The organism is Bacillus sp. NMCC46, from assembly GCF_002998465.1.
GTDB lineage: Bacteria > Bacillota > Bacilli > Bacillales > Bacillaceae > Bacillus.
In genome coordinates, this window is record NZ_PVQZ01000001.1 from 814,565 (window position 1) to 835,855 (window position 21,291).

Consider the following 21,291-nt stretch of genomic DNA (forward strand, 5'->3'; position numbering starts at 1 on the left):
TTTTTATGTTAATCATTCACTTTATGAGTCTACCGCCTTTAAAAAAGTTTCGGACGGCTCTGCAATCATAGACTCCTCGCTGATTCGGTGCTCACTGAAATACTTTTTCACGATATAAAACCCGGTGGCGTAACCAAGCATTTTGGGGTAGTTCCCTTTTCCATAAAGGAGGTTCTGTATCAGTCTTTCGTCGTCCTGCACTTTTTGATCAAGATGACTGGATACCCATTTCTTATACAAGTGCTGAAGCTGCGTTTCGTCATAGAGAGTGGTCCATTTGGCTGTATAGCTTTCTCCGTATCTATGATACACAGCATATTCAGCGAGCCCCTCCATCATGATTGTATCAAGGAATGTAAAATCTTTTTCTTCTTTCGTGAGAAAATGCAACCTGCATACATGGTGATATTCATGAGTCAGCAATGTACCGATACGTTCTTTCGGAGTATTTGGCGACAAAAAGAGAAAGACCTTGTCGTCAAATGCCATGCCGGATTGATAATAAAATTGTTCTCTAATTTCTTTGCTGCTCTCATTAACTGGCAAAATAAAGACAGGAATGTCAGGGCCTTTCCACTGCTTTTGCAGCGTTTGGTATTCTTTCATGACGAGCTGGAAGTATCCTTTTTCTTTGAGCTTGTCGATCATGTCTTTGCATGATCTAAAAGACCGAATCATTCCGTGATGCTGCAGGTGGGAGAGAATAGAGGACCATTCTTTTTCCTCTGCCCCTTTAAAATAAGGAATAAAGCGCGATGCCAGCTCCTGAAATGATGATGATTGATGAATGAGATATTGTGTATTGACTAGACCCATACCGCAAAACACCTCCATTTTCATCATATGCAAAAAAGCGGCGATCTGTTTATAGATCGCCGCCTTCTTAGGAAATATTACGCTTCGTATTTTTTAAAGATAATTGTCGCATTATGTCCGCCAAAGCCAAGTGAGTTACTTAGAGCCACTTGTACTTCTTTTGAACGTGCTTCATTTGCCACATAATCAAGATCACATTCTTCATCCGGTGTTTCAAGGTTAATGGTTGGAGGAATGACGCTGTCTTTAATCGCAAGAACAGAGAAAATAGCTTCTACTCCGCCTGCTGCGCCAAGTAAGTGACCTGTCATTGATTTTGTCGAACTGATTGCAAGCTGATTCGCATGCTCTCCGAACACTTCTTTAATGGCCATTGTTTCAAATTTATCATTGTAAGGTGTGCTTGTTCCGTGGGCATTGATATAATCAATTTCTTCCACAGACAAACCAGCATCTCGAATCGCTTCTTTCATTGCGCGGACGCCGCCTTCTCCGTTTGGAGCCGGTGCTGTAATATGATACGCATCTCCAGTTGAACCATATCCAACAATTTCTGCATAAATCGTCGCCCCGCGTTTTAACGCATGCTCGAGTTCTTCAAGAACAATAATCCCTGCACCCTCACCCATAACAAATCCGTCACGGTTTTTGTCAAATGGACGGCTTGCTGTCTCTGGATCAGGATTTGTCGAAAGGGCTTTGTTCGCACAGAAACCTGCAAACGACATTTTTGTTAACGGCGCTTCTGTTCCGCCTGTGATCATCGCATCTGCATCTCCGCGCTGAATGACTTTAAATGCATCACCAATTGAGTTTGTCCCTGTTGCACATGCTGTCACTGTACAAGAGTTAACCCCTTTTGCGCCAAGTGCAATTGAAATTTGGCCTGTTGCCATATCTGGAATCATCATTGGAACGAAGAATGGGCTTACGCGTCTTGCCCCTTTATTTGAATACACTTCAAACTGCTCTTCAAATGTTTCAAGTCCGCCAATACCAGACCCAACCCATACACCAACACGCGGTGCGATTTCATCTGTGATTTCAAGACGTGAATCTTCTAGCGCCTTTTGAGCAGCAACGACTGCATATTGCGTGAAGCGTGCCATTTTTCGCGCTTCTTTTTTCTCCATGTAATCTTCAATGTTAAAATCTTTTAGTTCTGCTGCTACTTTTGCGGTATATTCACTTGAATCGACACGTGTGATTGGTCCAACTCCTGATACACCTGCTACAGCATTTTTCCATGTTGACTCTACATCGTTGCCAAGAGGTGTCAAAGCACCTAATCCTGTAACAACTACTCGTTTTTTATCCATTAATTTGTGCACCTCACTCTTTTATCGGCCCCATCGCATAGCGATTGCGCCCCACGTTAATCCGCCACCAAAACCAACCATTACAATCACATCGCCGTCATGAATTTTTCCGGCTTCGATTTCTTCACATAGTGAAATTGGAATAGATGCTGCTGATGTGTTTCCATATTTATGGACTGTCTTCGACATTTTTTCAACTGGCAGCTCTAGGCGTTCGCGGGCTGCTTCCATAATGCGAATATTTGCTTGATGCGGAATCAAGAAGTCAACGTCTTCTTTTGATAGTCCAGCTTTTTCGATGACGTTTACGCTTGACTCGCCCATTTGTCTTACAGCAAATTTAAATACTTCTCGTCCATTCATGATTGTATGATCTTTTTCATCTAAGTACAAGTGCTTCCCGCCTCTTCCATCGGCTCCAAGCTCAAATGAGAGAATTCCTTTACCTTCGCTGACTTCTCCTAACACAGCAGCGCCTGCTCCATCTCCAAACAGAACAGCTGTATTGCGGTCATCCCAGTCGGTAATGCGAGAAAGCTTTTCAACGCCAACGACGAGCACGTGCTTGAACGTACCTGATTCAATAAATTGTTTTCCAGTAACAAGCCCATACATAAAGCCAGCACACGCAGCGCTAATATCCATTGCACATGCTTTATGTGCACCGAGCTGCTCTTGAATCATACAAGCGACTGTCGGAAATGCTTGATCTGGCGTGACTGTCGCCACAAGAATCATATCGATATCTTCTGCAGCCACATCTGCGTCAGCTAATGCTTTTTTTGCAGCAGCAAGCGCCATATGAGATGTATTGACATCATCAGAAGCAATTCTTCTTTCTTCTATACCTGTTCTAGTACGAATCCATTCGTCAGAAGTTTCAACCATTTTTTCTAAATCAAGATTTGTTAACACTTTTTCAGGTATATAGCGGCCAAGGCCAATAATTCCAGCATTCATTGAATAAGACTCCTTTTACTCATACGAGCATGTAATATTGTGATCTTATATTAGTATCTGGTACTAATTTTACCTTATTTTTTTCTCCTTGGCAATACAAACGTCTAACCTTTCCTCTCACTTTTTTCATAGATTATTGATATACCGATAGTAGAAAGGAGCATGTGATATGGCGCAAAAAGATATTTTTTCGGCTATGATGTTTGGCCAGCCGCTTGAAAAGGAGAAAAGCAAGACAGAAGCAAAGGAGGAACGTGAGGAGACATCTCCAAGTGAAGACTCAATTGATTACATGCATGTCATGAATCAAATTGGGAACATTATGAACTCCATCGATGAACTGAAGCCTGTGTTTAAAGATGTTGGCCCTATGATTAGTGCCTTCAAGAAAAAATTATCATAAAAAAAGCCACTATTCTGTGGCTTTTTCTGATTCTGCATCTGCTTTCCCCAGCTCATATGCCTCTTGCATGACAGATGTAAACAATGATAAAAGCGGCTGAAGAGCTTCGGGCTCAAGCTGAATACCCGCTTTATCTAATTCTTCTTTTGCCTGCGGAAAATACTTCATGGCAATTTGTAAAAACTCCATCGATTTTTCGTGCTGCATCGTCGTATCCTCACTTTTCATTTGGCAGTTTGCCAGTTTTTTTGTAAGTCGCAATATCACTTTCAATATCTTTCACAAAAGCACGGTCAATGGTGGAACTAAATTTCCCCATTTCGATCACTCCTTCTTTAAAATCAAAGGAGTAGTCACCTTGTTCGTTTAGCTTGCCTTCATTAAATTTCTTCGCAATAATAGTGTACGCTTTATCCACATGCTGGACTGTGCTTGTTAAGACGGTATGACTGCCGAGGTTGGATTGATCAGTGACATATCCGATCGCTGATAAATTATCGGCTTTGATTTGTTCAATGACAGGGATATTATAACCATCGCCTGCTGGATATACAACATCTACGCCCTGCTTTTTCAATTTTTGATAGAGCTCCACGGCTTTGTCAGCATCATCCCAGTTTTCGACAAACTCGGCAAGCACTTGTACATGTTCATCTTGATATTTTGCACCTTTGATAAAGCCATCTACTTCGCTTTGCCAATCATATGTAGCAAGAATACCAATCTTTTTTGATTTTGACATATGTGCTGCTGTCATGCCTCCGAAAAAGCCCATCGCTTCACCTTTAAACGTCACATTCGCGACATTATCCGCCTGAGGCTTGTTTCCATTTACCGTGATAAATTGTGTTTTCGGATAATCTTCACTAATTAAGTTGAAAATTTCGCTGTATTCATTGCCATGGCCAATAATCAAATTGACTCCTTTTTTGTGAAATTCTTCAATGGCATCAACGATTTTCTCTTTGTCGACCATTCCTTCCTTATAATAAACATCTACACCAAGTGTTGATTGAATATTTAATAAGCCTTTATAACCTTTCGTTCCCCAAACTTGATCATTAATTGTATCGGGGACGAGTAAACCCACCTTCTCAATCTGTCCTTTTAAAGGTGCCTGTGAGCAGGCAGATAATAGGAGAAGGAACGAAAAGATCATGACAAGCCGCTGATACTTCATGCCATGTTCAACTCCCTTTGCCACATGCAGGCATGAACCTGTATGTTAAATATAGGTTTATTTTATAATGAAAAAAGATAAGATGGAAGATCATTCTTGCTTTTTGTCGAAAAATGTTGAGTTTTGTCTTTTCCATTCTACCATCATTTCTTCTGCTTGTTTGTCATCCGTTTGTCTTTCTACCTTCAATTCATATATCATTTCCTGTCTTTGTTCAGTGCCCGATGCCCACTTGAACAAATCCCTTACCACATCTTCTACAAAAAATGCTTCATCACGCTTAGTTCTTTCTTTATTAAGTGCCCATGGTCCGAACATGCGAGGGAGAATAACAGCCGGCACATTCTGATTGGACGATTCGTCTTCGGGTTTTTCGTAAAGAACCCGGTACATGCCATGTTTCGCTTTCATGTCTTTGTGTCGTTTATCTGATTCCTCTGATTGAATAAAGATGAGGTCATACGTGTCTTTTCCATCCTGAAGGTCAATGACACGGAAGAGATCATTTCTGCCGAGCCACATCATTCGCTCTTCTAATAACATCTTTTGCTCTTCTGTATGATCATGAGGACATGTGATATCCACTTGAATGCCCTCTTTCATCATATATTCACACAGCGCTAGACCAAAAAATTCATCTGCCCCTATGATCAGTCCTGTTTCCATGTTCATGTCCCCTTTTTTAGCTTATCGAATAAAAAGAAGAGCCCTTTCCATGAAGGGCTGTTATCATCCTATTCATCACAATTCTCTTTCATGCGATTTATAAAACTTGTGAATGGATTGAAAGATTCTTCTCGGATGATCAAACATATGCAAGGTGAGATCGATCTGACAATGCTCTGGATTCTTCATATGCTGATCTATAAAAGGCTTTGCATGCAGTTCATATGCATACGGTGCGCCGTTTAGTCTTTGCCATATGTGAATCGGTACATGAGCAGAATGAACAGGGCAAGCAGGGAGCGGGTACGTTTCCGCTTCCTTTTCAGAGCAGCCGTAGCTCTTCGCTAATTCTTTGATCATCTGTTTATAAAAGAATTTGTGTTCCTTTTCTCTTTCTCGTTGTGCATAGAGATGCAGACATGGATTCACGAGCGCAATGGACCTTAGCACTTCTGGCATCTCTTCAGCAAGGCTCATGGCAACGAGTGCGCCCATCCCCTCTGCCAGCACATGAATTTCCCGGTTTAATATTTCTTGTTTTAATGTGTGATGAACGAGCTGCTTTGCACTAAAAACAGCATCTTCGCATCCCCAGTGATTCCCATGAAGATGACTATTAAACAATGTATATCCTTCATCCTTTAAGGCAGTTAAAAGCTGGTTTCTTCCATAGTGCTGAAGCCAGAATGATGTATTTTCCTGCACAAAGTGATTTCGGTCACCGAGGATAAGAATGCCAAAGCCATTTGGTTTTTGAGGAAGGTGAATGACGTTCCACTGGGAACCAAGCTGGAAAAACCGTTCGCTTACACCCATATGGCCAGCCTCCTTTCAGTGATTCTGCTTTCTATGATATGAACAACAACTCTTGTAGGAATAAGGAAATCCCCTAAAGAGAGAAGAATTCTTTTTATTTTTATAGCAGAAGGTCTCAAAATGGTCACATAAAGGCTAAAACAGTCTTTTCCCCCCACTCGTATCTATGGTATGATAATCAATAGATTGTTACATAAAGGACGGTGGGATTATGCATTATATTATCACCCTCATTTGGACTTTTCTGCTGACACATATGGCTGGCTACATCGTTGCCTCGATGAATGGCGCTGCTTATGACTTTACTTTGACTTCTATTCTTGCAGTGGTGTTTACGGTTATTTTATTCATCTTTGCTGAAGTAAGTCCAATGAAAGAAACGGAAAGTTCAACAAAACACTCTTAATACGTAAGACTTGATTGCTGAGGAAGAGCTAAAATGATGTTGATTTTAGCTCTTTTTCTTTTTGATTGAAAAGCGGTACGCTAAAACCCCCTGCAGCCACAGGGGGTTTTTTTATCGATTACACCTCGACGGTTTCGGACTTCTGTTTGTCTGCTGTCAAATGGCTTTTCGCAAGCCCTGTAAACAGGAAGATCGCGATACCAGATAAAATTTCAAGGACCCCACCGCCAGCAATGACAGGTCCTGCTCCAAACCTTTCTGCCAGAACACCTGATACGACAGCTGCAAGCGGGAGAAAAACATTTGATGAAGCATTGATCACGGCGTATACTTGCGGCTGATCGTCTTGGTCGACAGACGTTTGAATAATGACCATTTCCGGTACATTGATCGCACTAACGGCGGCACCGAATATAAAGGATGCAAGTAGAACGACCGGCAGCCATGTACTCATCCCTGTGATAAAGAACGCAGCTCCTTCAATCATACCAGCGACAATAAAGAACAAACCAAATCTCTTAATTTTCACTTTCGCTAGAGCAAAGCCCATCATAAACGCGCCGACTGCGGCAACACCTCTTAAAATGGAATACACCATGGAATCGCTTTGCAGTGCTTCTGCTACGTATACAGCAGATAGTGCCTGCCACGGTGCTGCGGCGACATTCATTAAAATACAATACAGCGTCAGTGCAAATAAAATGTGATGATTTTTGACGACGAGAAAACCTCTTTTTAAGTTATACAAATATGTATTCTTTGCTTGTTTAATGCCTGCTGCTTTTTCTTCATCGGTTTTCTTTAGTTTGACGCCGATAATAAACAGGCCGGATATGATGAATAAGGCAGTGGTGATGAGCAGGGTATCTGCAGGTCCGATTAATTTGACCAAGAGACCAGCCACCATGACTGCTGCAAGTGCGACAATCTCAAAAGAAGATTGCAGGATGGCATTTGCTTTTTGAATCAGATGCTTCGGAACAATCTGCGGTAAAATGGCCACAGAGGCTGGATTATATGCTGCACCTGTTGCCGATTGAATAACCATTAATGAGATCAATAACCATAAAGGCAATAGATGCGAAAAATGCAGAAGCGGAATAATGAGTACAATTGTTGCTCGAACGACGTCTGAAGCGAACATCCATTTAGACAAATGGTGCTTTTTCATAAGAGGTCCTAGTATTGGGGCTAACAAAGATGAAGGAAGAACGGTTACTGCTAGGAGAAGTCCTGTACCGAGTGCTCCATCCCCTCTCAAAATCAATAGCCAAAGGACGGATGTAAAAGCAAAACTTTCTCCTGTGTTTTTAATCAGTCTTGATATGAATAATGAGGTGAAGCGTTTATTCCAAACACTTTCACTGAGATTCGTCTTTTCCATCACACAAATCCTTTCAACAATATATTCCAATTACATATTTTACCTTGAATTCTCTATTTTTCATACTATTTTTTGAAAATTGGAACTTAATTGATTTTTATTATAAAGAAAAAAGAGGCATGACACATGCCTCTAAAGACTTATTCCTTCTGACTCTTAGTCAATTGCTTATGGCTTTCTTTGATAGGTCCAAACACGATTATGGTTCGAGTTATCCGGAAAGACGTCGCCTGCTTGAAGCTTAATCTTTAAAGGATCTTTCACCATACTGCCGGTTTCACCGATCTCGATATACACACCATTATTCGGTGCTTTATTCCCTGATTTAAATTGATGCTTCTGACCCATTCCCATCCTCCTTTCTCGATGATGTTATTATGTCCCGTCACTTGCCTCTCCAATCCTTTATGCAAAAAGTCCCTGCTCCTACGAGTCAGGGACACTTTTCATTTAATTGGTTTGTTGATACATGAGCTCTTTGATTAACGCTTTTTGTACATGCAAACGGTTTTCTGCCTGCTGAAAAACTTTTGAGTGCGGTCCGTCAATAATGTCCGCTGTCACTTCTTCTCCGCGGTGTGCCGGGAGACAATGAAGGAAAATATAATCCTTTGCTGCATAACTCATTAGTTCGTCATTGACTTGATATTCTTTAAATTCAGCAAGGCGTTTCTCTGTTTCTGCTTCCTGCCCCATGCTTGTAAACACATCGGAATAAATGACATCTGCATCTTGGACAGCAGCGACAGGGTCTGTCGTAACGATGACTTCTGCGCCTGATTGTTTTGCAAACTCACGTGCCGTGTCTGTTACTTCTTGGAGCGGTTCATAGCCTTCTGGTGATGCAACAGCAATGTCACAGCCTAGCTGCGCACAGCCAACCATCAAGGAGTGAGCCACGTTATTTCCGTCACCAATATAGGCTACTTTGATTCCTTTTAATGTTCCTTTTACTTCTTTGATTGTCAATAAATCAGCAAGTGCCTGACATGGATGGGAGTAGTCAGTCAGTCCATTGATGACAGGAATAGACGCGTATTGTGCTAGCTCCTCGACCTTCTCATGTTCAAAGGTCCGAATCATAATGCCATCCACATAGCCAGACAGCACTTGTGCAGTATCACTGATCGTTTCTCCTCTGCCAATTTGCAAATCATTTGAGCTGAGGAAGAGCGCATGTCCTCCTAGCTGCGTCATTCCCGCTTCAAACGATACACGGGTTCTAGTTGACGATTTTTCAAAGATCATCGCTAACGTTTTCCCTTTGAATAAATCCTGATAGGGATTTTGTTTCATTTCTTCCGCTTTTTCAATTAAATAAGTAATGTCATTGATTGAGAAATCTTTTAACGATAAAAAGTCTTTTCCGTATAATGCCGGTTGCACGTCGACTTGACTCATGCCGTCACTTCCTTTTTATATAATTCTTTGAGCGATACTGGTGATACATCTCCATTTTTCCCTTGCAGGAATGCTTGAGCTGTTTCATATTCGGTTAGAACTTGGACGCCATGTGTGAGTGCTTTTACACGCTGCTCTTTTGCCTCTTCATCTTCCCCTAAATGGATATGAAGCGACTTATCTTCGTTTTGCAGCCAAGTTTCAAAGCTGTCTGTCCAGACGTCAAAGCCTGCATGTTTCGCTTTATCTACCAATTGTTCACTGCCTTTTATAAAGAGGCTGCCTTTCTGATGCCAGATTGACGCAAACACTTTTTTCAAGGCGCTTTCGGCGTTCTTGCCTACACACATTCCTTCTCCTGTCGCTTTCATTTCAGGTGTCAGCTTTAAGTCAATATCTTGAATGGCATGTGATGAGAAGACTGGGAATTTGATCGCTGTTCCCCCTTTGTTTTTCGTTGCAGGGTTCAGTTCTTCAAGCGTCGCACCCGCTAATAATTGAGTCGCAAGCGGAATCATGTCAATGCCCATTACTTTGCTGACGACTGGAACCGTCCGGCTTGCCCGCGGATTTACCTCTAGTACAAGCGCCTGATCCCCTTTGATCACAAATTGGATATTCATAATGCCCTTAAACGCTAATTTCTTCGCTATTTGTTCGGACGCAGTATGCACCTGCTGTTTGATGTCTTCGCTGATGGAGACACTTGGTAAAATGGCAAAGCTGTCACCTGAGTGGACGCCTGCTTTCTCTATATGCTCCACGATCGTTGGAATGAAGGTCGTTTTTCCGTCAGAAATCAGATCCACTTCAACTTCTTTTCCAGTGACATACTCATCAATTAAGATCGGGTACGGCAAATGATCTGGCTGATTAAGCAATGATGTCAAATGTGCTTCTGACTGGACAACGATCATCCCCATTCCGCCAATGACATACGATGGGCGAATTAACACAGGGTAACCAATGATTCTGGCATGTGCGAGTGCTTCTTCTTTTGAGTCAGCCGTATTTCCTTCTGCATGAGGAAGATTCAGTTCATCAAGAAGCTGATAGAACAAATCACGATCTTCGAGCGCATCTAGCGTGTCAAAGGATGTACCTAACAACGTGACGCCGGCTTTTTCTAAGCCTTCTGCTACATTGATGGCAGTCTGTCCGCCAAATTGGACGATGACGAAATCAATTTTTTCTGCTTCGACAACGTTTAAGATGTGCTCTAATGTAATGGGTTCAAAATATAAACGATCTGCGATCTCATAATCCGTACTGACCGTCTCTGGATTGTTGTTCATCATGATGGTTTCAAAGCCAAGCTTTTGCAGGGTAAGAACGCCATGAACTGCACTATAGTCAAACTCGACTCCCTGCCCAATTCGAATCGGACCAGAGCCAATGATGAGTGCACGCTGCTTTGTTTTCTCCTGATGCTCTCCATCACTTTTGCCAAAGTATGTGGAATAGAAGTAGTTCGTTTTTGCATCAAATTCTGCCGCACATGTGTCGACAATTTTAAATGAAGCCGTAATGTCATATTCTTGACGAAGCTGTCTAATGGCCTCTTCACTGTGGCCTGTAAGAAGAGCAATCGTTTCATCAAGGAAGCCCTTTTCCTTTACCTTTTTCAAGGTGTCTTTTGAGAGCGTTCCCTCATGGTTCTTCAATTCCTGTTCGAGAATGATCATATTCTTGAACACATGTAAGAAGAATAGATCAATTTTCGTCGCTTGATGAATCGTTTCGACCGTTTCTTGTCTTGAAAGAAGCTCCATGACAGCGAAGAAACGTCGATCGTCTGGTGTTTTGATCAGTTCAAATAGTTGTTCAGTCGATTGGTCTTTCAATTCTGGCAGGTGGAAGCCCTTTGTTTTGATTTCAAGGGAGGCGACGGCTTTTTGAATGGCTGACTCTAAATTACGGTCAATCGCCATGACTTCGCCAGTCGCCTTCATTTTTGTTCCTAATTGACGATCTGCCTGTTTAAATTTATCAAACGGCCAGCGTGGGAATTTCACGACGACATAATCGAGTGCCGGCTCGAAACTAGCATAAGTTGTGCCTGTGAGCGGGTTTTTGAGTTCGTCTAGTGTATAGCCTACCGCAAGCTTTGCCGCCATTTTAGCAATTGGATAGCCTGTTGCTTTTGAGGCAAGAGCAGATGAACGGCTGACCCGTGGATTCACCTCAATGACAAAGTATTCTTTACTGAGTGGATCAAGGGCGAATTGGATGTTGCATCCGCCGACTACATCCAGTGCTGAAATGATTTTCAGGCTCGCTGAACGAAGCATTTGATAATCCTGGTCTGTTAATGTTTGGGAAGGTGCAACGACAATCGAGTCTCCTGTATGCACACCAACTGGATCGATATTTTCCATATTACAAACCGTAATACACGTATTTTGACGGTCTCTCATGACCTCATATTCGACTTCTTTAAAGCCAGCGATGCTTTTTTCAACTAAACACTGATGAATCGGGCTCGCTAAAAGGGCTCCTTCAATGAGCGGTTTAAACGCTTCTTCTGTTAAGGCAATTCCGCCGCCCTTTCCGCCAAGTGTGTATGCTGGTCTTAGGATGACTGGGAAGCCTACTTCTTTTGCAAATTGAAGGGCATCTTTCGCATTATCCACAATTTCACTATCTGGCACAGGTTCGTTCAACTGCTTCATGAGAGCACGGAATTTCTCTCGATCTTCACCGTTTTCAATTGTTTCAACTGACGTTCCGAGCAGGGTTACCCCATGCTTCTTCAGCACACCGGCTTTTTCTAGCTCGACAGCAAGGTTTAAAGCGGTCTGTCCGCCAAGGTTGGCTAAAAGACCATCTGGTTTTTCCTTTTCGATGATTCTTGTCACTGAATCAACTGAAAGCGGTTCAAAATAGATTTCATCAGCAAATGATTCGTCTGTCATAATGGTTGCTGGGTTGTTATTCACTAAAATGACTTTGTAGCCCTCTTCTTTTAAGGCCATACATCCTTGTGTTCCTGAGTAATCAAATTCTGCTGCCTGACCAATGATGATTGGACCAGACCCGATGACTAGAATGGTTTGTATGCTTTGATCTTTAGGCATGTGCAACTTCTCTCCTTGCTTGTTTCACTTTCTCAATAAAATCATCGAATACCCATTCACTTTCAGCAGGACCTGGGTGTGCTTCTGGATGAAATTGAACTGACATAATTAGCTTCTCTTTATGAATGAAACCTTCTACAGATCCATCATTGACATGAAGGAATTTCACGTCCACTTCTTTGTCATTCATGCTTTTTTCATTCACCACATAGCTGTGGTTCTGACTTGTCATGAAAACACGTTTGGATTCTGTATCTTGTACAGGGTGATTCGCCCCGCGGTGGCCAAATGGAAGCTTATACGTATCCCCGCCAAGTGCGAGAGCGATTAATTGATGACCTAAGCAGATTCCAAGTGTCGGGAAGGTCATCATGATGTCATGAATGGTTTTTAAATATGGCTTCATTGTTTTGGGATCACCAGGTCCATTTGACAGCAGAATCGCATCTGGCTTGATCTCAAACACCTTTTCCAGCTGTTTGTACGGAATGACGGTTACTTTACAGCCGCGCGCTTCAAGCGAATCTGCAATTGATTTTTTAAAGCCAAAATCAATGAGCGCTACATGTTCCTCGCCGCTGCCTTGTGTGTAGATCTCGTCCTCTGTCACTTGTGCGACCACATTGTCTTGTTTCATGGCCGGGGGTGTTTCGTTTTCGTCTACACTGATCACAGCGTTCATCGTCCCATTTGCCCGGATGTTTTGCACGACTGCACGTGTATCTGTATGCGTCAGAAGCGGAATGTTCCACTTCTGTAAATAATCTTTTAAGCTAACCGCTGCAAGATGATGAGAGAAATGATCAGCTGCTTCATACACAACAACAGCTTTCACTTGTGGTTTTTTGCTCTCAAAGTCTTCATGATTAATGCCGTAATTTCCGATGAGTGGATATGTGAAAACAATGATTTGTCCCTTATAGGAAGGATCTGTGAGCACCTCTTGGTAACCTGTCATCCCTGTAAAGAAAACCACTTCACCTGTCATGCCAGCTTCTCCTGTCAGATTTCCTTCAAAAGAGGCTCCATCTTCTAAATTTAAATAACCTTTCATGCTTGTGTCACCCCAAATTGAATAATTAGTAATATAAATGCATTTTTATGCGTTTTGGTGTAAAAAAATTTAAACCGTCACTGCTTCATTTGCTAAAACCTGAGTAATCGCTTCTATTGCATGATCTATTTCTGCTTTTTCTACATTCAGCGGAGGTAATAACCGAATCACATTTGGACCAGCTGGAAGTACCAGCAACCCTTGTTCTCTAAGAGCTGTGATATAATCACCGACTGGCTGATGACATTCAATCCCTGCCATCAATCCTTTTCCGCGTACTTCTTTTACGATATTCAGTTGTTTCAGATCTTGCAGCTTTTCTAACAGATAAGCACCTTTTTCTTTGACTTCTGAAAGAAACTCTTCTTTGAAAATGACATCTAGTGTTGCATTCACTGCGGCCATGGCAAGCATGTTGCCACCAAAGGTTGTTCCGTGTGAACCTGGTGAGAATGCATCTCCTAAAGCCTTTTTCCCGATGACCGCACCGACTGGGAAGCCGTTTCCTAAGCCTTTAGCAGAAGAGATAATATCAGGATCAAGTCCCGTTTGTTCGTATGCAAACGCTGTTCCTGTACGTCCAATACCCGTTTGAATTTCGTCTACGATCAGCAGTGCTTCATGCTTTTTGCAAAACGCTTGAACGGCTTCTAGAAATTCTGCTGTTGCTGGATTTACTCCACCTTCTCCTTGCACAACCTCGAGCATTACCGCTGCCACATCATCGACTTCACACGCCGCAATAGCGTCTGGGTCATTAAACGGTACATAATGAAAGCCTTCCAGCATAGGGCCAAAGCCAGTTTTGATTTTATCTTGACCTGTAGCAGCCATACCAGCATACGTGCGCCCATGAAAAGAGTGCAAAAATGTCACGATATTTGTTTTCCCTGTTGCTTTACGTGCTAATTTGATCGCGCCTTCATTTGCCTCAGCTCCGCTATTGCAGAAAAACACGAGGTCTCCTGAACTGTTTGCCGCAAGCTTTTCTGCTGCTTTTTCCTGCAGTCCATTTTCAAATAGATTCGATACATGCCAGACGTGATCAAGCTGCTTCTTGATGGCTTGATTGACCTTTGGGTGATTGTGGCCTAGATTTGTAACCGCAATGCCTTGTATAAAGTCTAAGTATTTTTTTCCATTTGTATCGACTGCCCAAGAACCTGCTGCCTCTTTAATTTCAACATTCCACCGTCCATACGTTTGAAAGAGATGACTCACAGGACCGCCTCCTTTTGTTTCACAATTCTTGTTCCTTTAAAGGTTTCCCCTGTAAAGATACTGCCTTTGCCATTCACGATCATGACTTCATCCACATCTCCTGATAAAGCACTTAAAGCGGATTGCACTTTTGGAATCATTCCCCCGGAAATAATGCCTTCATCAATGAGTGAAAGAGCTTCTTGTTCGGTGACGACATCTAATAATTCACCATTTTTTAAAATGCCTTCCACATCTGTAACAAACATGAGCTTATCAGCTTTCATCGCTCCTGCGACAGCTGATGCTGCTAAATCAGCATTTACGTTTAACGTTTGGCATTCTTCTGTCATAGACAGCGGTGCAATAACAGGAATAAATTGTTTTTCCATTAATGCTTCTGCCATCTCTGGATGGACTTCTTTGATTTCGCCAACGTATCCGTACACGTCTTGATCGAGGAAATCGGCGACAAGCATCTGCCCATCTTTTCCAGATACGCCGACAGATGAAATATCATGCTTTGCGAGCTCTGACACAAAGTATTTATTCACCGTTCCCGAGAGGACCATTTCAGCTACTTCTAATACAGGCTTCGTTGTTTTACGCTGCCCGTCAACAAATTCTGTTTTCACTTCTAATTTTTGCAGCATGCTAGTGATTTCAGGACCTCCACCATGGACGATAGCCAGCTTAAATCCAGCAGCTTGAAGTGAGCGGACATTTTCATAAAAGGTATCTGAAAGTTCTCGAATGACACTGCCTCCACACTTAAATACGATCGTTTTATCCATGTCTATCTCCTTCATTATGTGCGATAGCTCGCGTTAATTTTCACATAATCATAGGTAAGGTCACAGCCCCATGCTGCTGCTTTACCATTTCCCTCATTCATTTGAATCAAAATCGTGATCTCATCCTGCTCTAGATACGCTTTTGCTTCCTCTTCTGAGAATGGCTGCGGTTCATTATGTTTAAACAGACATTGTCCGCCTAAATAAACTTCTACCTCTTGTGGTGTGACGGAAGCTGCACTATGACCAATGGCTCCGACGATTCGCCCCCAGTTGGCGTCGGTGCCGTAGACGGCTGTTTTCACAAGACTTGAACCGACGATTTTCTTCGCTATGATGCCGGCTTCTAAATTATTTTTAGCGCCAGCAACTTGCGCTTCAATTAATTTCGTTGCACCTTCTCCGTCTCTTGCAATCTCTTTGGCAAGATCCTCACAAGCTAGCTTTAATCCTTCTTTGAACAATGGCCATTCTGGATGCATTTCATTGAGTGCTTCATTTTCTGCCATGCCATTTGCCATTACGAGTACCATATCGTTTGTCGATGTTTCCCCATCGACGGTAATTTGATTAAAGGTCACATCGGTAATGTCACGAAGTGCGTTTTGCAGGGCTTCCTGTTCAACATTTGCATCCGTTGTCACGAAGCCAAGCATCGTTGCCATGTTCGGATGAATCATGCCAGAGCCCTTTGCTGCACCTGCAATTAGAATCTCTTTGCCGTTTATCGTCAGGGTGTATGTTGTATTTTTAATGACTGTATCTGTCGTTAAGATTGCCTCTTCAAAATGACCATTTCCTGCTTTTGCTTCTTTCAGCTGCGAGATGCCTTTTTTGACTTTATCCATATCGAGACACTCTCCAATGACACCAGTAGAAGAAACAGCAATGTAATCAGGTTCTATCCCTAACATATCTGCGCAGGCTGCCTGCATTTCGTATGCGTCCTTCAAACCTTGCTCACCGGTACATGCATTGGCGATGGCACTATTGACAATGACACCTTTTAATTGCCCTGTCTTTTTTAAGCTTTTCTGAGTGACTTGTAGAGGTGCAGCTTGAAAGTGACTTTGTGTATATACCGCTGCACTCGCTGCCGGCACCTCACTGACAATCAGTCCAAGGTCTTTTTTTGAATAGCGTAATCCAATATGAATCCCCTTTGCTTCAAAGCCTTTTGGTGATGATACGTCACCGTCTATTTTTACAATGCTTTTTTCATTCAATTCGATCATGTTTGTTGTCTCCCCTGTTCTTATGGATAGAGAGGTGTCATTGTGAGGCCCGCCTCTTCATCTAAGCCTTTGATGATGTTGAAGTTTTGAACCGCTTGGCCGGCTGCGCCTTTCATGAGATTGTCGATCACAGACACAATCGTGAGTCTGCCTGTACGTTCATCTAAATGAAAGCCAATGTCACAGAAATTACTGCCGTATACTTCCCTTGTTTGCGGATACACCCCGTGATCTCTCACTCTGACAAAATAGGAATCTTCATAAAAGCCTTTCATATGCTTCATCAATTCCTCTTTTGTGATATCTGATTTCAGCTGTGTATACATCGTCGCCATAATCCCCCTTGTCATCGGGACAAGATGCGTTGAAAATGTGATGTTCGCCGTTTGCGGATTCCATTCTCTTAATATTTGCTCTATTTCAGGTGTATGTTGATGTTCATTTACCTTATAAATTTTGAAATTGTCGTTTAGCTCTGAAAAATGTGTTCCAAGTGAGGCAGATCGTCCTGCACCGGACACGCCTGTTTTTGCATCTATTATGATCATAGATTCATCGATTAGATTCTGTTTCATCAGCGGTGCTAAACCGAGAAGAACTGCGGTAGGAAAGCACCCTGGGTTTGCAATAACTTCAGCCCGCTCAATTGTTTCACGATTTAATTCAGATAATCCGTACACAGCTTGTTGAACAGATGCTTGATCAGCTGCTCTTCGTTTATACCAAGCTTCATAGGTTGCGCCATCTTGAATGCGCAAATCACCTGATAAATCAATAATGGGCACTCCTTGATTCATGAGCTTCGGCGAAAGTTCACTTGATACGCCTGCTGGTGTCGCTAAAAACACAGCATCTGTTTCTCGCACAATGGAAGCTGGATCAATGGCTTTTAATGTTTGATCAGTAATAGTTGTCAGATGCGGATAAGATTGACTGTATAATTGCCCATCACCACTTGATGAATACAATATACATTCCTCCACATGTGGATGATGCTTGAAGATACGAACCAATTCCGCACCACCGTACCCTGTAGCACCTATAATACCTATTTTCAACGTCAATACACCCTCTTGATCTTTGTGAAATTATTTAACATTATAACATGTATAAAAATTAATTCAATTGTATATTTAATATTTGTTTTCATTTTTTTTCAACAAAAAATCCGCATATCTTCATGAGACATGCGGATTTATCTTTCGTTTTTGATATAGATGACCATGAGCGCACTGCATAAATATAATATGGAGCTTGCATAAAAAATGAAATGAACGGTAAAGAAATCAGCAAACAGGCCGCCAAGCATAATCGCGATGGATGAAAAAAGAGCTGTCCAAAAATGATAGTGGCCAACCTCCTTCATTCTTTTATTACCTGTTGTCAGTTCCGTGACGAGCAGTTTCTCCCCGTGTTTTTGAAAGCCGCCTAACGCACCAAGTGCAAGCTGAATCATATACACTTGCTCCACTTCTGTTATATGCGGAAATAGCAGTAAAAGAAACGCCATACCGAACGAATGAATGATTAAAAAGAGACGCCTGTCAGTAGTTTCGGGTAGTTTCCCTAAGAGTAAATGAATAAACGCTCCGCTTAAACCAAACAAGCCATAGGCAAGACCAAACTGTGAATAGCTTGAACCAACATTTTTAATAAAAAGAATGTAAAAAGGGAAAATCAAACTGCTGGCGAAAAACAGCAGGCTTTGTGAGTAGACGAACCATTTCATTGCTTTTGCATTCATTGTGTATTGTACCTTTCATAAAAGTAATTGATAAACCTGCCATCTGGATCTGCTTTCTTTTTCTTTTGGAAGAATATATCGGTTTTAGGATACGCCCGCTTCATTTGTGCCTTCGTTTGATAAGGCATGTACGGTAAGTAATAGCTTCCATGGTGCCGCAGCGTGATATCTGTCATTTGCCGGATGATCCGCTCTGCTTCTGCCTTCTCTTCTTTCTCAAAACCATAATTCACTAAAAGAACAAGGGCAAACATATCTTCTTTCGCATATGAGAGATCCGCTTTTTCATTTTTTTGTACGTAGCGTATCGTGATGTTCATTAAATTCAATTCTTCCTGTTGTAAAAAGTCTCTCATTTCATCGATATACGCACGAAAGCGGTCAACTGGGACGAAATATTCCTGAAGCACATCTGTGTCTGACTCATTTTCATATTCTAAAAAAGCAGAATCTGAACGCATCACATTGTTTCTTGTGATCAGCTGATCATTTTGACTTTGGAAATACTTTTTTTGCAAATTCCAGAGCAGATCTTTTCCCATATCAAATCTTCTTGAAAGGCCGAGCATAAATTTCAATGGCATGACGAGCTGATCTTCCTTTAGCTCTCGGTATGGTTCGAGCTCTTGATGAGTTGAGAGGGAATAGTTCGTTACATACATCTCCTTCAAAAAGTTTGTTTTCGCTGTTGAGATTCTTGCGAGATGCATGCGTACTTCTTTATTGTGTTTGACATGCTTTTGAAAATAATCGGTGTATTCACGATAATCAAGAGAGGTTGTCTCCATTTTGTATAATTCATCTCTCGTTAGCGAAAGCTCAACATCTAAAATCACGCCGAACAAACCATATCCGCCAATCACGGCTGTAAACAAATCATCGCCTGGCTTCACTGTAACGATCTCCCCATCTGCCTTTAGCAGCCTAAAGGAACGAACCGTGTTAATGAGTGATCCGTAGCGAATGTCACGTCCATGTGCGTTTGCACTGAGAGAACCGCCAATCGTGAAGATATTCTGTGATTGCATGACCTTCACGGCAAGACCATATGGGTTCACATATGTTTGTATATCATCCCATGTAACGCCGCTTTGGACCCGAATCGTTTTCTTTTTTTCATCAAATGCTAAAATCTGACGGAATTTGGTCATATCAAGCACGATGCCATTTTCATAATACGTGTGGCCACCCATGCTATGCTGTTTCCCTGCAATGGATATCGGCAGGTTTTTTGCTTTCGCTTCTTTTAATACTTCTTTTAAAGTGTCTATTTCTTTTCCTTGAACGACTTTTTTTATTTTGACAGGCATAAGATGACTGACATCTGTAAAGGCTTCAAGATCTTGGCTTTTGTGTGCTTGCTCCTCACGAATGGTGATTGATGCAAAAAATGCAGCAGCGTATCCCACTAAAAGAACAATCCATAACCATTTTCGTTTCATTATGAGGCTCCGATCTGTTATATTACACCCATTATATCAATACGTTCTCTTCCTCCACCTTATTTTTTCATAAAAAAAACCTGGCATGAGTTCAACTCATACCAGGCATTTTTCATGTGCTTATTGAATACCGAGCGCAATTTTTGCGTATCTTGACATTTTGTCTCGTGTCCAAGGCGGATTCCATACGATGTGAACTTCTGTTTCTTTCACTTCTGGAAGATCACTTAATGCTTTTTTGACTTCATCCACGATAATTGGTGCAAGAGGACAACCCATTGATGTTAAGGTCATCGTGATATCCGCTTTTCCATTCTCATCAAGATCGACATCATAGACAAGTCCAAGGTTGACGATGTCGACATTTAGCTCAGGGTCAATCACCTGTTCTAGGGCGCCTAAAATATTTTCTTTCAATGCTTCATCCATGATATCCACTCCTTTTCCATTAGTATAACGTACTTTTTCCTTTGACTAAACGTTTGTGCTTTTCAGATGTGTCACAAACCAGTCAATCGTTTCAAACATTGCTTGTCTTGAGACCTTATGGCCAGCTTGTCCGTCTGTGATAAAACGAATCAGGTGCGGGTCTTCTTTATATTGGGTTGCGGCTAACTCGTCATAAAGAGCCTTTGCATGCCGGTAAGGGACAACAGGATCGTTTTCTGCATGCCAGAATAACAGCGGTCTTTTGTTTAATCGATCTGTTTGCAGCGTTAAATCATAAGGGCGCAGGGCGTCTAACTGCTGATGAACCTCTTCGTCTGTAATCTCTTTCATCAACCCTTTGTGCCGCATGTCCATGATTTGTGCTTGTAGAAATGTCGTATATTTCGGACTGCCCATCAAGCTGACTGCCGCTTTAATCCAATCATGCTTGGCCAGTGCACCAAAGGTGGTGATGCCGCCCATGGAAGTACCCGCAACACCTATCAGATCGGCTTCAATCAATTGTTTTTCTTGAAAGTATGTTTTGAGTATATCGATTTCACGTATTTCGTTCAGGACAATTTCCCAGAACTTTGATGCCAGTTCCTCTAAGCTGAGGTTTTCTGATCTTACACCATGATAAGCACAGTCAGGCAAAATCACTCTCATGCCTTTTTCCGCCAAATGAAAGGCGAAGTGTAAATTGTGCTCACGTGCACTTGTAAATCCGTGTATGAAAAATACAAGCGGAAGCGGTTTGTCTTTATTTTCAGCTTTTACGATATGTAAAAATGGAATATCGTGTTCAGTTTGCTCATCAATGGTGATCACAGCCTATGAATCCTCCTTTATCATTCCCGTCTTTGTTTATTTTAACATGTAGACAACAAAGATGTGATAAAGATACACTATAGGTAGAGGCGCCGCACGAACTGCCTCCTATCACTTACAGATCAAAGGAGATT

General features: G+C 42.0%; 22 protein-coding genes. 2 read left to right on the plus strand and 20 right to left on the minus strand.

Translation table 11 applies throughout. From position 1 onward, the window contains the following. Nucleotides 1-21: 21 nt before the first annotated feature. The 3 genes from C6Y01_RS04195 to C6Y01_RS04205 form a co-directional block, all read right to left on the minus strand. Nucleotides 22-816, minus strand: a complete 795-nt coding sequence (locus tag C6Y01_RS04195; protein WP_034663290.1) for a DUF2268 domain-containing putative Zn-dependent protease — start codon at nucleotides 814-816, stop codon at nucleotides 22-24. Nucleotides 817-893: 77 nt separating this feature from the next. Further along, nucleotides 894-2,135, minus strand: a complete 1,242-nt coding sequence (fabF, locus tag C6Y01_RS04200; RefSeq protein ID WP_034663293.1) for a beta-ketoacyl-ACP synthase II — start codon at nucleotides 2,133-2,135, stop codon at nucleotides 894-896. 21 nt (nucleotides 2,136-2,156) lie between these two features. After that, nucleotides 2,157-3,095, minus strand: coding sequence for a beta-ketoacyl-ACP synthase III (locus tag C6Y01_RS04205; protein ID WP_012009552.1), 939 nt, complete (start codon nucleotides 3,093-3,095; stop codon nucleotides 2,157-2,159). Between the two features lie 169 nt (nucleotides 3,096-3,264). Between C6Y01_RS04205 and C6Y01_RS04210 the strand changes: the two genes are divergently transcribed. Further along, complete coding sequence (locus C6Y01_RS04210; RefSeq protein ID WP_034663296.1) at nucleotides 3,265-3,498, plus strand: hypothetical protein; 234 nt, start codon at nucleotides 3,265-3,267, stop codon at nucleotides 3,496-3,498. Between the two features lie 9 nt (nucleotides 3,499-3,507). On the opposite strand, the gene C6Y01_RS04215 is transcribed toward C6Y01_RS04210, so the two are convergent. From C6Y01_RS04215 to C6Y01_RS04230, 4 genes are all read right to left on the minus strand, one after another. Further along, complete coding sequence (locus C6Y01_RS04215; RefSeq protein ID WP_003211983.1) at nucleotides 3,508-3,705, minus strand: ComZ family protein; 198 nt, start codon at nucleotides 3,703-3,705, stop codon at nucleotides 3,508-3,510. Nucleotides 3,706-3,715: 10 nt separating this feature from the next. After that, nucleotides 3,716-4,678 carry a BMP family ABC transporter substrate-binding protein gene (locus C6Y01_RS04220; protein ID WP_106037861.1) on the minus strand — a complete coding sequence of 321 codons (963 nt, stop codon included), beginning with the start codon at nucleotides 4,676-4,678 and terminating at the stop codon, nucleotides 3,716-3,718. Between the two features lie 90 nt (nucleotides 4,679-4,768). Then, entirely contained in the window at nucleotides 4,769-5,344 is a 576-nt protein-coding gene (locus C6Y01_RS04225) for a hypothetical protein (protein WP_034663302.1), read from the minus strand. A 75-nt stretch (nucleotides 5,345-5,419) separates the two neighbouring features. Beyond that, complete coding sequence (locus C6Y01_RS04230; protein ID WP_034663305.1) at nucleotides 5,420-6,160, minus strand: hypothetical protein; 741 nt, start codon at nucleotides 6,158-6,160, stop codon at nucleotides 5,420-5,422. Nucleotides 6,161-6,371: 211 nt separating this feature from the next. Here C6Y01_RS04230 and C6Y01_RS04235 point away from each other — a divergent pair, with 211 nt between their 5' ends. After that, on the plus strand, nucleotides 6,372-6,566 hold the full coding sequence (locus C6Y01_RS04235; protein ID WP_003211779.1) for a YjzD family protein: 195 nt from the start codon (nucleotides 6,372-6,374) through the stop codon (nucleotides 6,564-6,566). A 118-nt stretch (nucleotides 6,567-6,684) separates the two neighbouring features. Here the strand turns inward: C6Y01_RS04235 and C6Y01_RS04240 are convergent, their stop codons facing one another. The 13 genes from C6Y01_RS04240 to C6Y01_RS04300 all read right to left on the minus strand — a co-directional run bounded on the left by C6Y01_RS04240 (nucleotide 6,685) and on the right by C6Y01_RS04300 (nucleotide 21,157). Continuing rightward, a complete protein-coding gene (locus C6Y01_RS04240; RefSeq protein WP_034663308.1) occupies nucleotides 6,685-7,950 on the minus strand; it encodes an MFS transporter in 1,266 nt (421 codons plus the stop codon). Nucleotides 7,951-8,118: 168 nt separating this feature from the next. Next, nucleotides 8,119-8,298, minus strand: a complete 180-nt coding sequence (locus C6Y01_RS04245) for a YjzC family protein (protein ID WP_034663316.1) — start codon at nucleotides 8,296-8,298, stop codon at nucleotides 8,119-8,121. 102 nt (nucleotides 8,299-8,400) lie between these two features. Beyond that, on the minus strand, nucleotides 8,401-9,351 hold the full coding sequence (gene argF / locus C6Y01_RS04250) for an ornithine carbamoyltransferase (protein ID WP_106037862.1): 951 nt from the start codon (nucleotides 9,349-9,351) through the stop codon (nucleotides 8,401-8,403). After that, the gene (gene carB / locus C6Y01_RS04255; RefSeq protein ID WP_106037863.1) at nucleotides 9,348-12,428 is read right to left on the minus strand and encodes a carbamoyl-phosphate synthase (glutamine-hydrolyzing) large subunit; all 3,081 of its coding nucleotides are present in this window, start codon (nucleotides 12,426-12,428) and stop codon (nucleotides 9,348-9,350) included. The genes argF and carB overlap by 4 nt, the downstream gene beginning before the upstream one ends. Then, nucleotides 12,421-13,482 carry a carbamoyl phosphate synthase small subunit gene (locus tag C6Y01_RS04260; protein WP_106037864.1) on the minus strand — a complete coding sequence of 354 codons (1,062 nt, stop codon included), beginning with the start codon at nucleotides 13,480-13,482 and terminating at the stop codon, nucleotides 12,421-12,423. The genes carB and C6Y01_RS04260 overlap by 8 nt, the downstream gene beginning before the upstream one ends. 69 nt (nucleotides 13,483-13,551) lie before the next feature. Next, complete coding sequence (gene argD, locus C6Y01_RS04265; RefSeq protein ID WP_034663326.1) at nucleotides 13,552-14,703, minus strand: acetylornithine transaminase; 1,152 nt, start codon at nucleotides 14,701-14,703, stop codon at nucleotides 13,552-13,554. Then, entirely contained in the window at nucleotides 14,700-15,476 is a 777-nt protein-coding gene (gene argB / locus C6Y01_RS04270; protein WP_034663330.1) for an acetylglutamate kinase, read from the minus strand. The genes argD and argB overlap by 4 nt, the downstream gene beginning before the upstream one ends. 14 nt (nucleotides 15,477-15,490) lie before the next feature. Further along, nucleotides 15,491-16,711, minus strand: coding sequence for a bifunctional ornithine acetyltransferase/N-acetylglutamate synthase (gene argJ / locus C6Y01_RS04275; RefSeq protein WP_106037865.1), 1,221 nt, complete (start codon nucleotides 16,709-16,711; stop codon nucleotides 15,491-15,493). A 20-nt stretch (nucleotides 16,712-16,731) separates the two neighbouring features. Continuing rightward, nucleotides 16,732-17,769: an N-acetyl-gamma-glutamyl-phosphate reductase gene (gene argC / locus C6Y01_RS04280; RefSeq protein ID WP_189318683.1), complete on the minus strand. Its 1,038-nt coding sequence runs from the start codon at nucleotides 17,767-17,769 to the stop codon at nucleotides 16,732-16,734. 137 nt (nucleotides 17,770-17,906) lie between these two features. Continuing rightward, nucleotides 17,907-18,455, minus strand: a complete 549-nt coding sequence (locus C6Y01_RS04285) for an MFS transporter (RefSeq protein WP_034663338.1) — start codon at nucleotides 18,453-18,455, stop codon at nucleotides 17,907-17,909. Continuing rightward, a complete protein-coding gene (locus C6Y01_RS04290) occupies nucleotides 18,452-19,897 on the minus strand; it encodes an FAD-binding oxidoreductase (RefSeq protein WP_106037867.1) in 1,446 nt (481 codons plus the stop codon). Before C6Y01_RS04290 ends, C6Y01_RS04285 begins: the two co-directional genes overlap by 4 nt. Before the next feature lie 120 nt (nucleotides 19,898-20,017). Further along, nucleotides 20,018-20,326, minus strand: coding sequence for a metal-sulfur cluster assembly factor (locus C6Y01_RS04295; protein ID WP_024425066.1), 309 nt, complete (start codon nucleotides 20,324-20,326; stop codon nucleotides 20,018-20,020). A gap of 45 nt (nucleotides 20,327-20,371) precedes the next feature. Next, nucleotides 20,372-21,157 carry an alpha/beta fold hydrolase gene (locus C6Y01_RS04300; protein ID WP_060595985.1) on the minus strand — a complete coding sequence of 262 codons (786 nt, stop codon included), beginning with the start codon at nucleotides 21,155-21,157 and terminating at the stop codon, nucleotides 20,372-20,374. Between the last annotated feature and the right edge of the window lie 134 nt (nucleotides 21,158-21,291).

What these genes read in the sequence shown, in the direction of transcription:
- C6Y01_RS04285 (WP_034663338.1), bottom strand. Translation starts at nt 18,455, where the DNA reads ATGAATGCAAAAGCAATGAAATGGTTCGTCTACTCACAAAGCCTGCTG.
- C6Y01_RS04195 (WP_034663290.1), bottom strand. Translation starts at nt 816, where the DNA reads ATGGGTCTAGTCAATACACAATATCTCATTCATCAATCATCATCATTT.
- C6Y01_RS04220 (WP_106037861.1), bottom strand. Translation starts at nt 4,678, where the DNA reads ATGAAGTATCAGCGGCTTGTCATGATCTTTTCGTTCCTTCTCCTATTA.
- argJ (WP_106037865.1), bottom strand. Translation starts at nt 16,711, where the DNA reads ATGATCGAATTGAATGAAAAAAGCATTGTAAAAATAGACGGTGACGTA.
- C6Y01_RS04260 (WP_106037864.1), bottom strand. Translation starts at nt 13,482, where the DNA reads ATGAAAGGTTATTTAAATTTAGAAGATGGAGCCTCTTTTGAAGGAAAT.
- C6Y01_RS04245 (WP_034663316.1), bottom strand. Translation starts at nt 8,298, where the DNA reads ATGGGTCAGAAGCATCAATTTAAATCAGGGAATAAAGCACCGAATAAT.
- C6Y01_RS04290 (WP_106037867.1), bottom strand. Translation starts at nt 19,897, where the DNA reads ATGAAACGAAAATGGTTATGGATTGTTCTTTTAGTGGGATACGCTGCT.
- C6Y01_RS04230 (WP_034663305.1), bottom strand. Translation starts at nt 6,160, where the DNA reads ATGGGTGTAAGCGAACGGTTTTTCCAGCTTGGTTCCCAGTGGAACGTC.
- C6Y01_RS04225 (WP_034663302.1), bottom strand. Translation starts at nt 5,344, where the DNA reads ATGGAAACAGGACTGATCATAGGGGCAGATGAATTTTTTGGTCTAGCG.
- C6Y01_RS04210 (WP_034663296.1), top strand. Translation starts at nt 3,265, where the DNA reads ATGGCGCAAAAAGATATTTTTTCGGCTATGATGTTTGGCCAGCCGCTT.
- C6Y01_RS04295 (WP_024425066.1), bottom strand. Translation starts at nt 20,326, where the DNA reads ATGGATGAAGCATTGAAAGAAAATATTTTAGGCGCCCTAGAACAGGTG.
- carB (WP_106037863.1), bottom strand. Translation starts at nt 12,428, where the DNA reads ATGCCTAAAGATCAAAGCATACAAACCATTCTAGTCATCGGGTCTGGT.
- C6Y01_RS04235 (WP_003211779.1), top strand. Translation starts at nt 6,372, where the DNA reads ATGCATTATATTATCACCCTCATTTGGACTTTTCTGCTGACACATATG.
- argF (WP_106037862.1), bottom strand. Translation starts at nt 9,351, where the DNA reads ATGAGTCAAGTCGACGTGCAACCGGCATTATACGGAAAAGACTTTTTA.
- argB (WP_034663330.1), bottom strand. Translation starts at nt 15,476, where the DNA reads ATGGATAAAACGATCGTATTTAAGTGTGGAGGCAGTGTCATTCGAGAA.
- C6Y01_RS04205 (WP_012009552.1), bottom strand. Translation starts at nt 3,095, where the DNA reads ATGAATGCTGGAATTATTGGCCTTGGCCGCTATATACCTGAAAAAGTG.
- fabF (WP_034663293.1), bottom strand. Translation starts at nt 2,135, where the DNA reads ATGGATAAAAAACGAGTAGTTGTTACAGGATTAGGTGCTTTGACACCT.
- C6Y01_RS04240 (WP_034663308.1), bottom strand. Translation starts at nt 7,950, where the DNA reads ATGGAAAAGACGAATCTCAGTGAAAGTGTTTGGAATAAACGCTTCACC.
- C6Y01_RS04215 (WP_003211983.1), bottom strand. Translation starts at nt 3,705, where the DNA reads ATGCAGCACGAAAAATCGATGGAGTTTTTACAAATTGCCATGAAGTAT.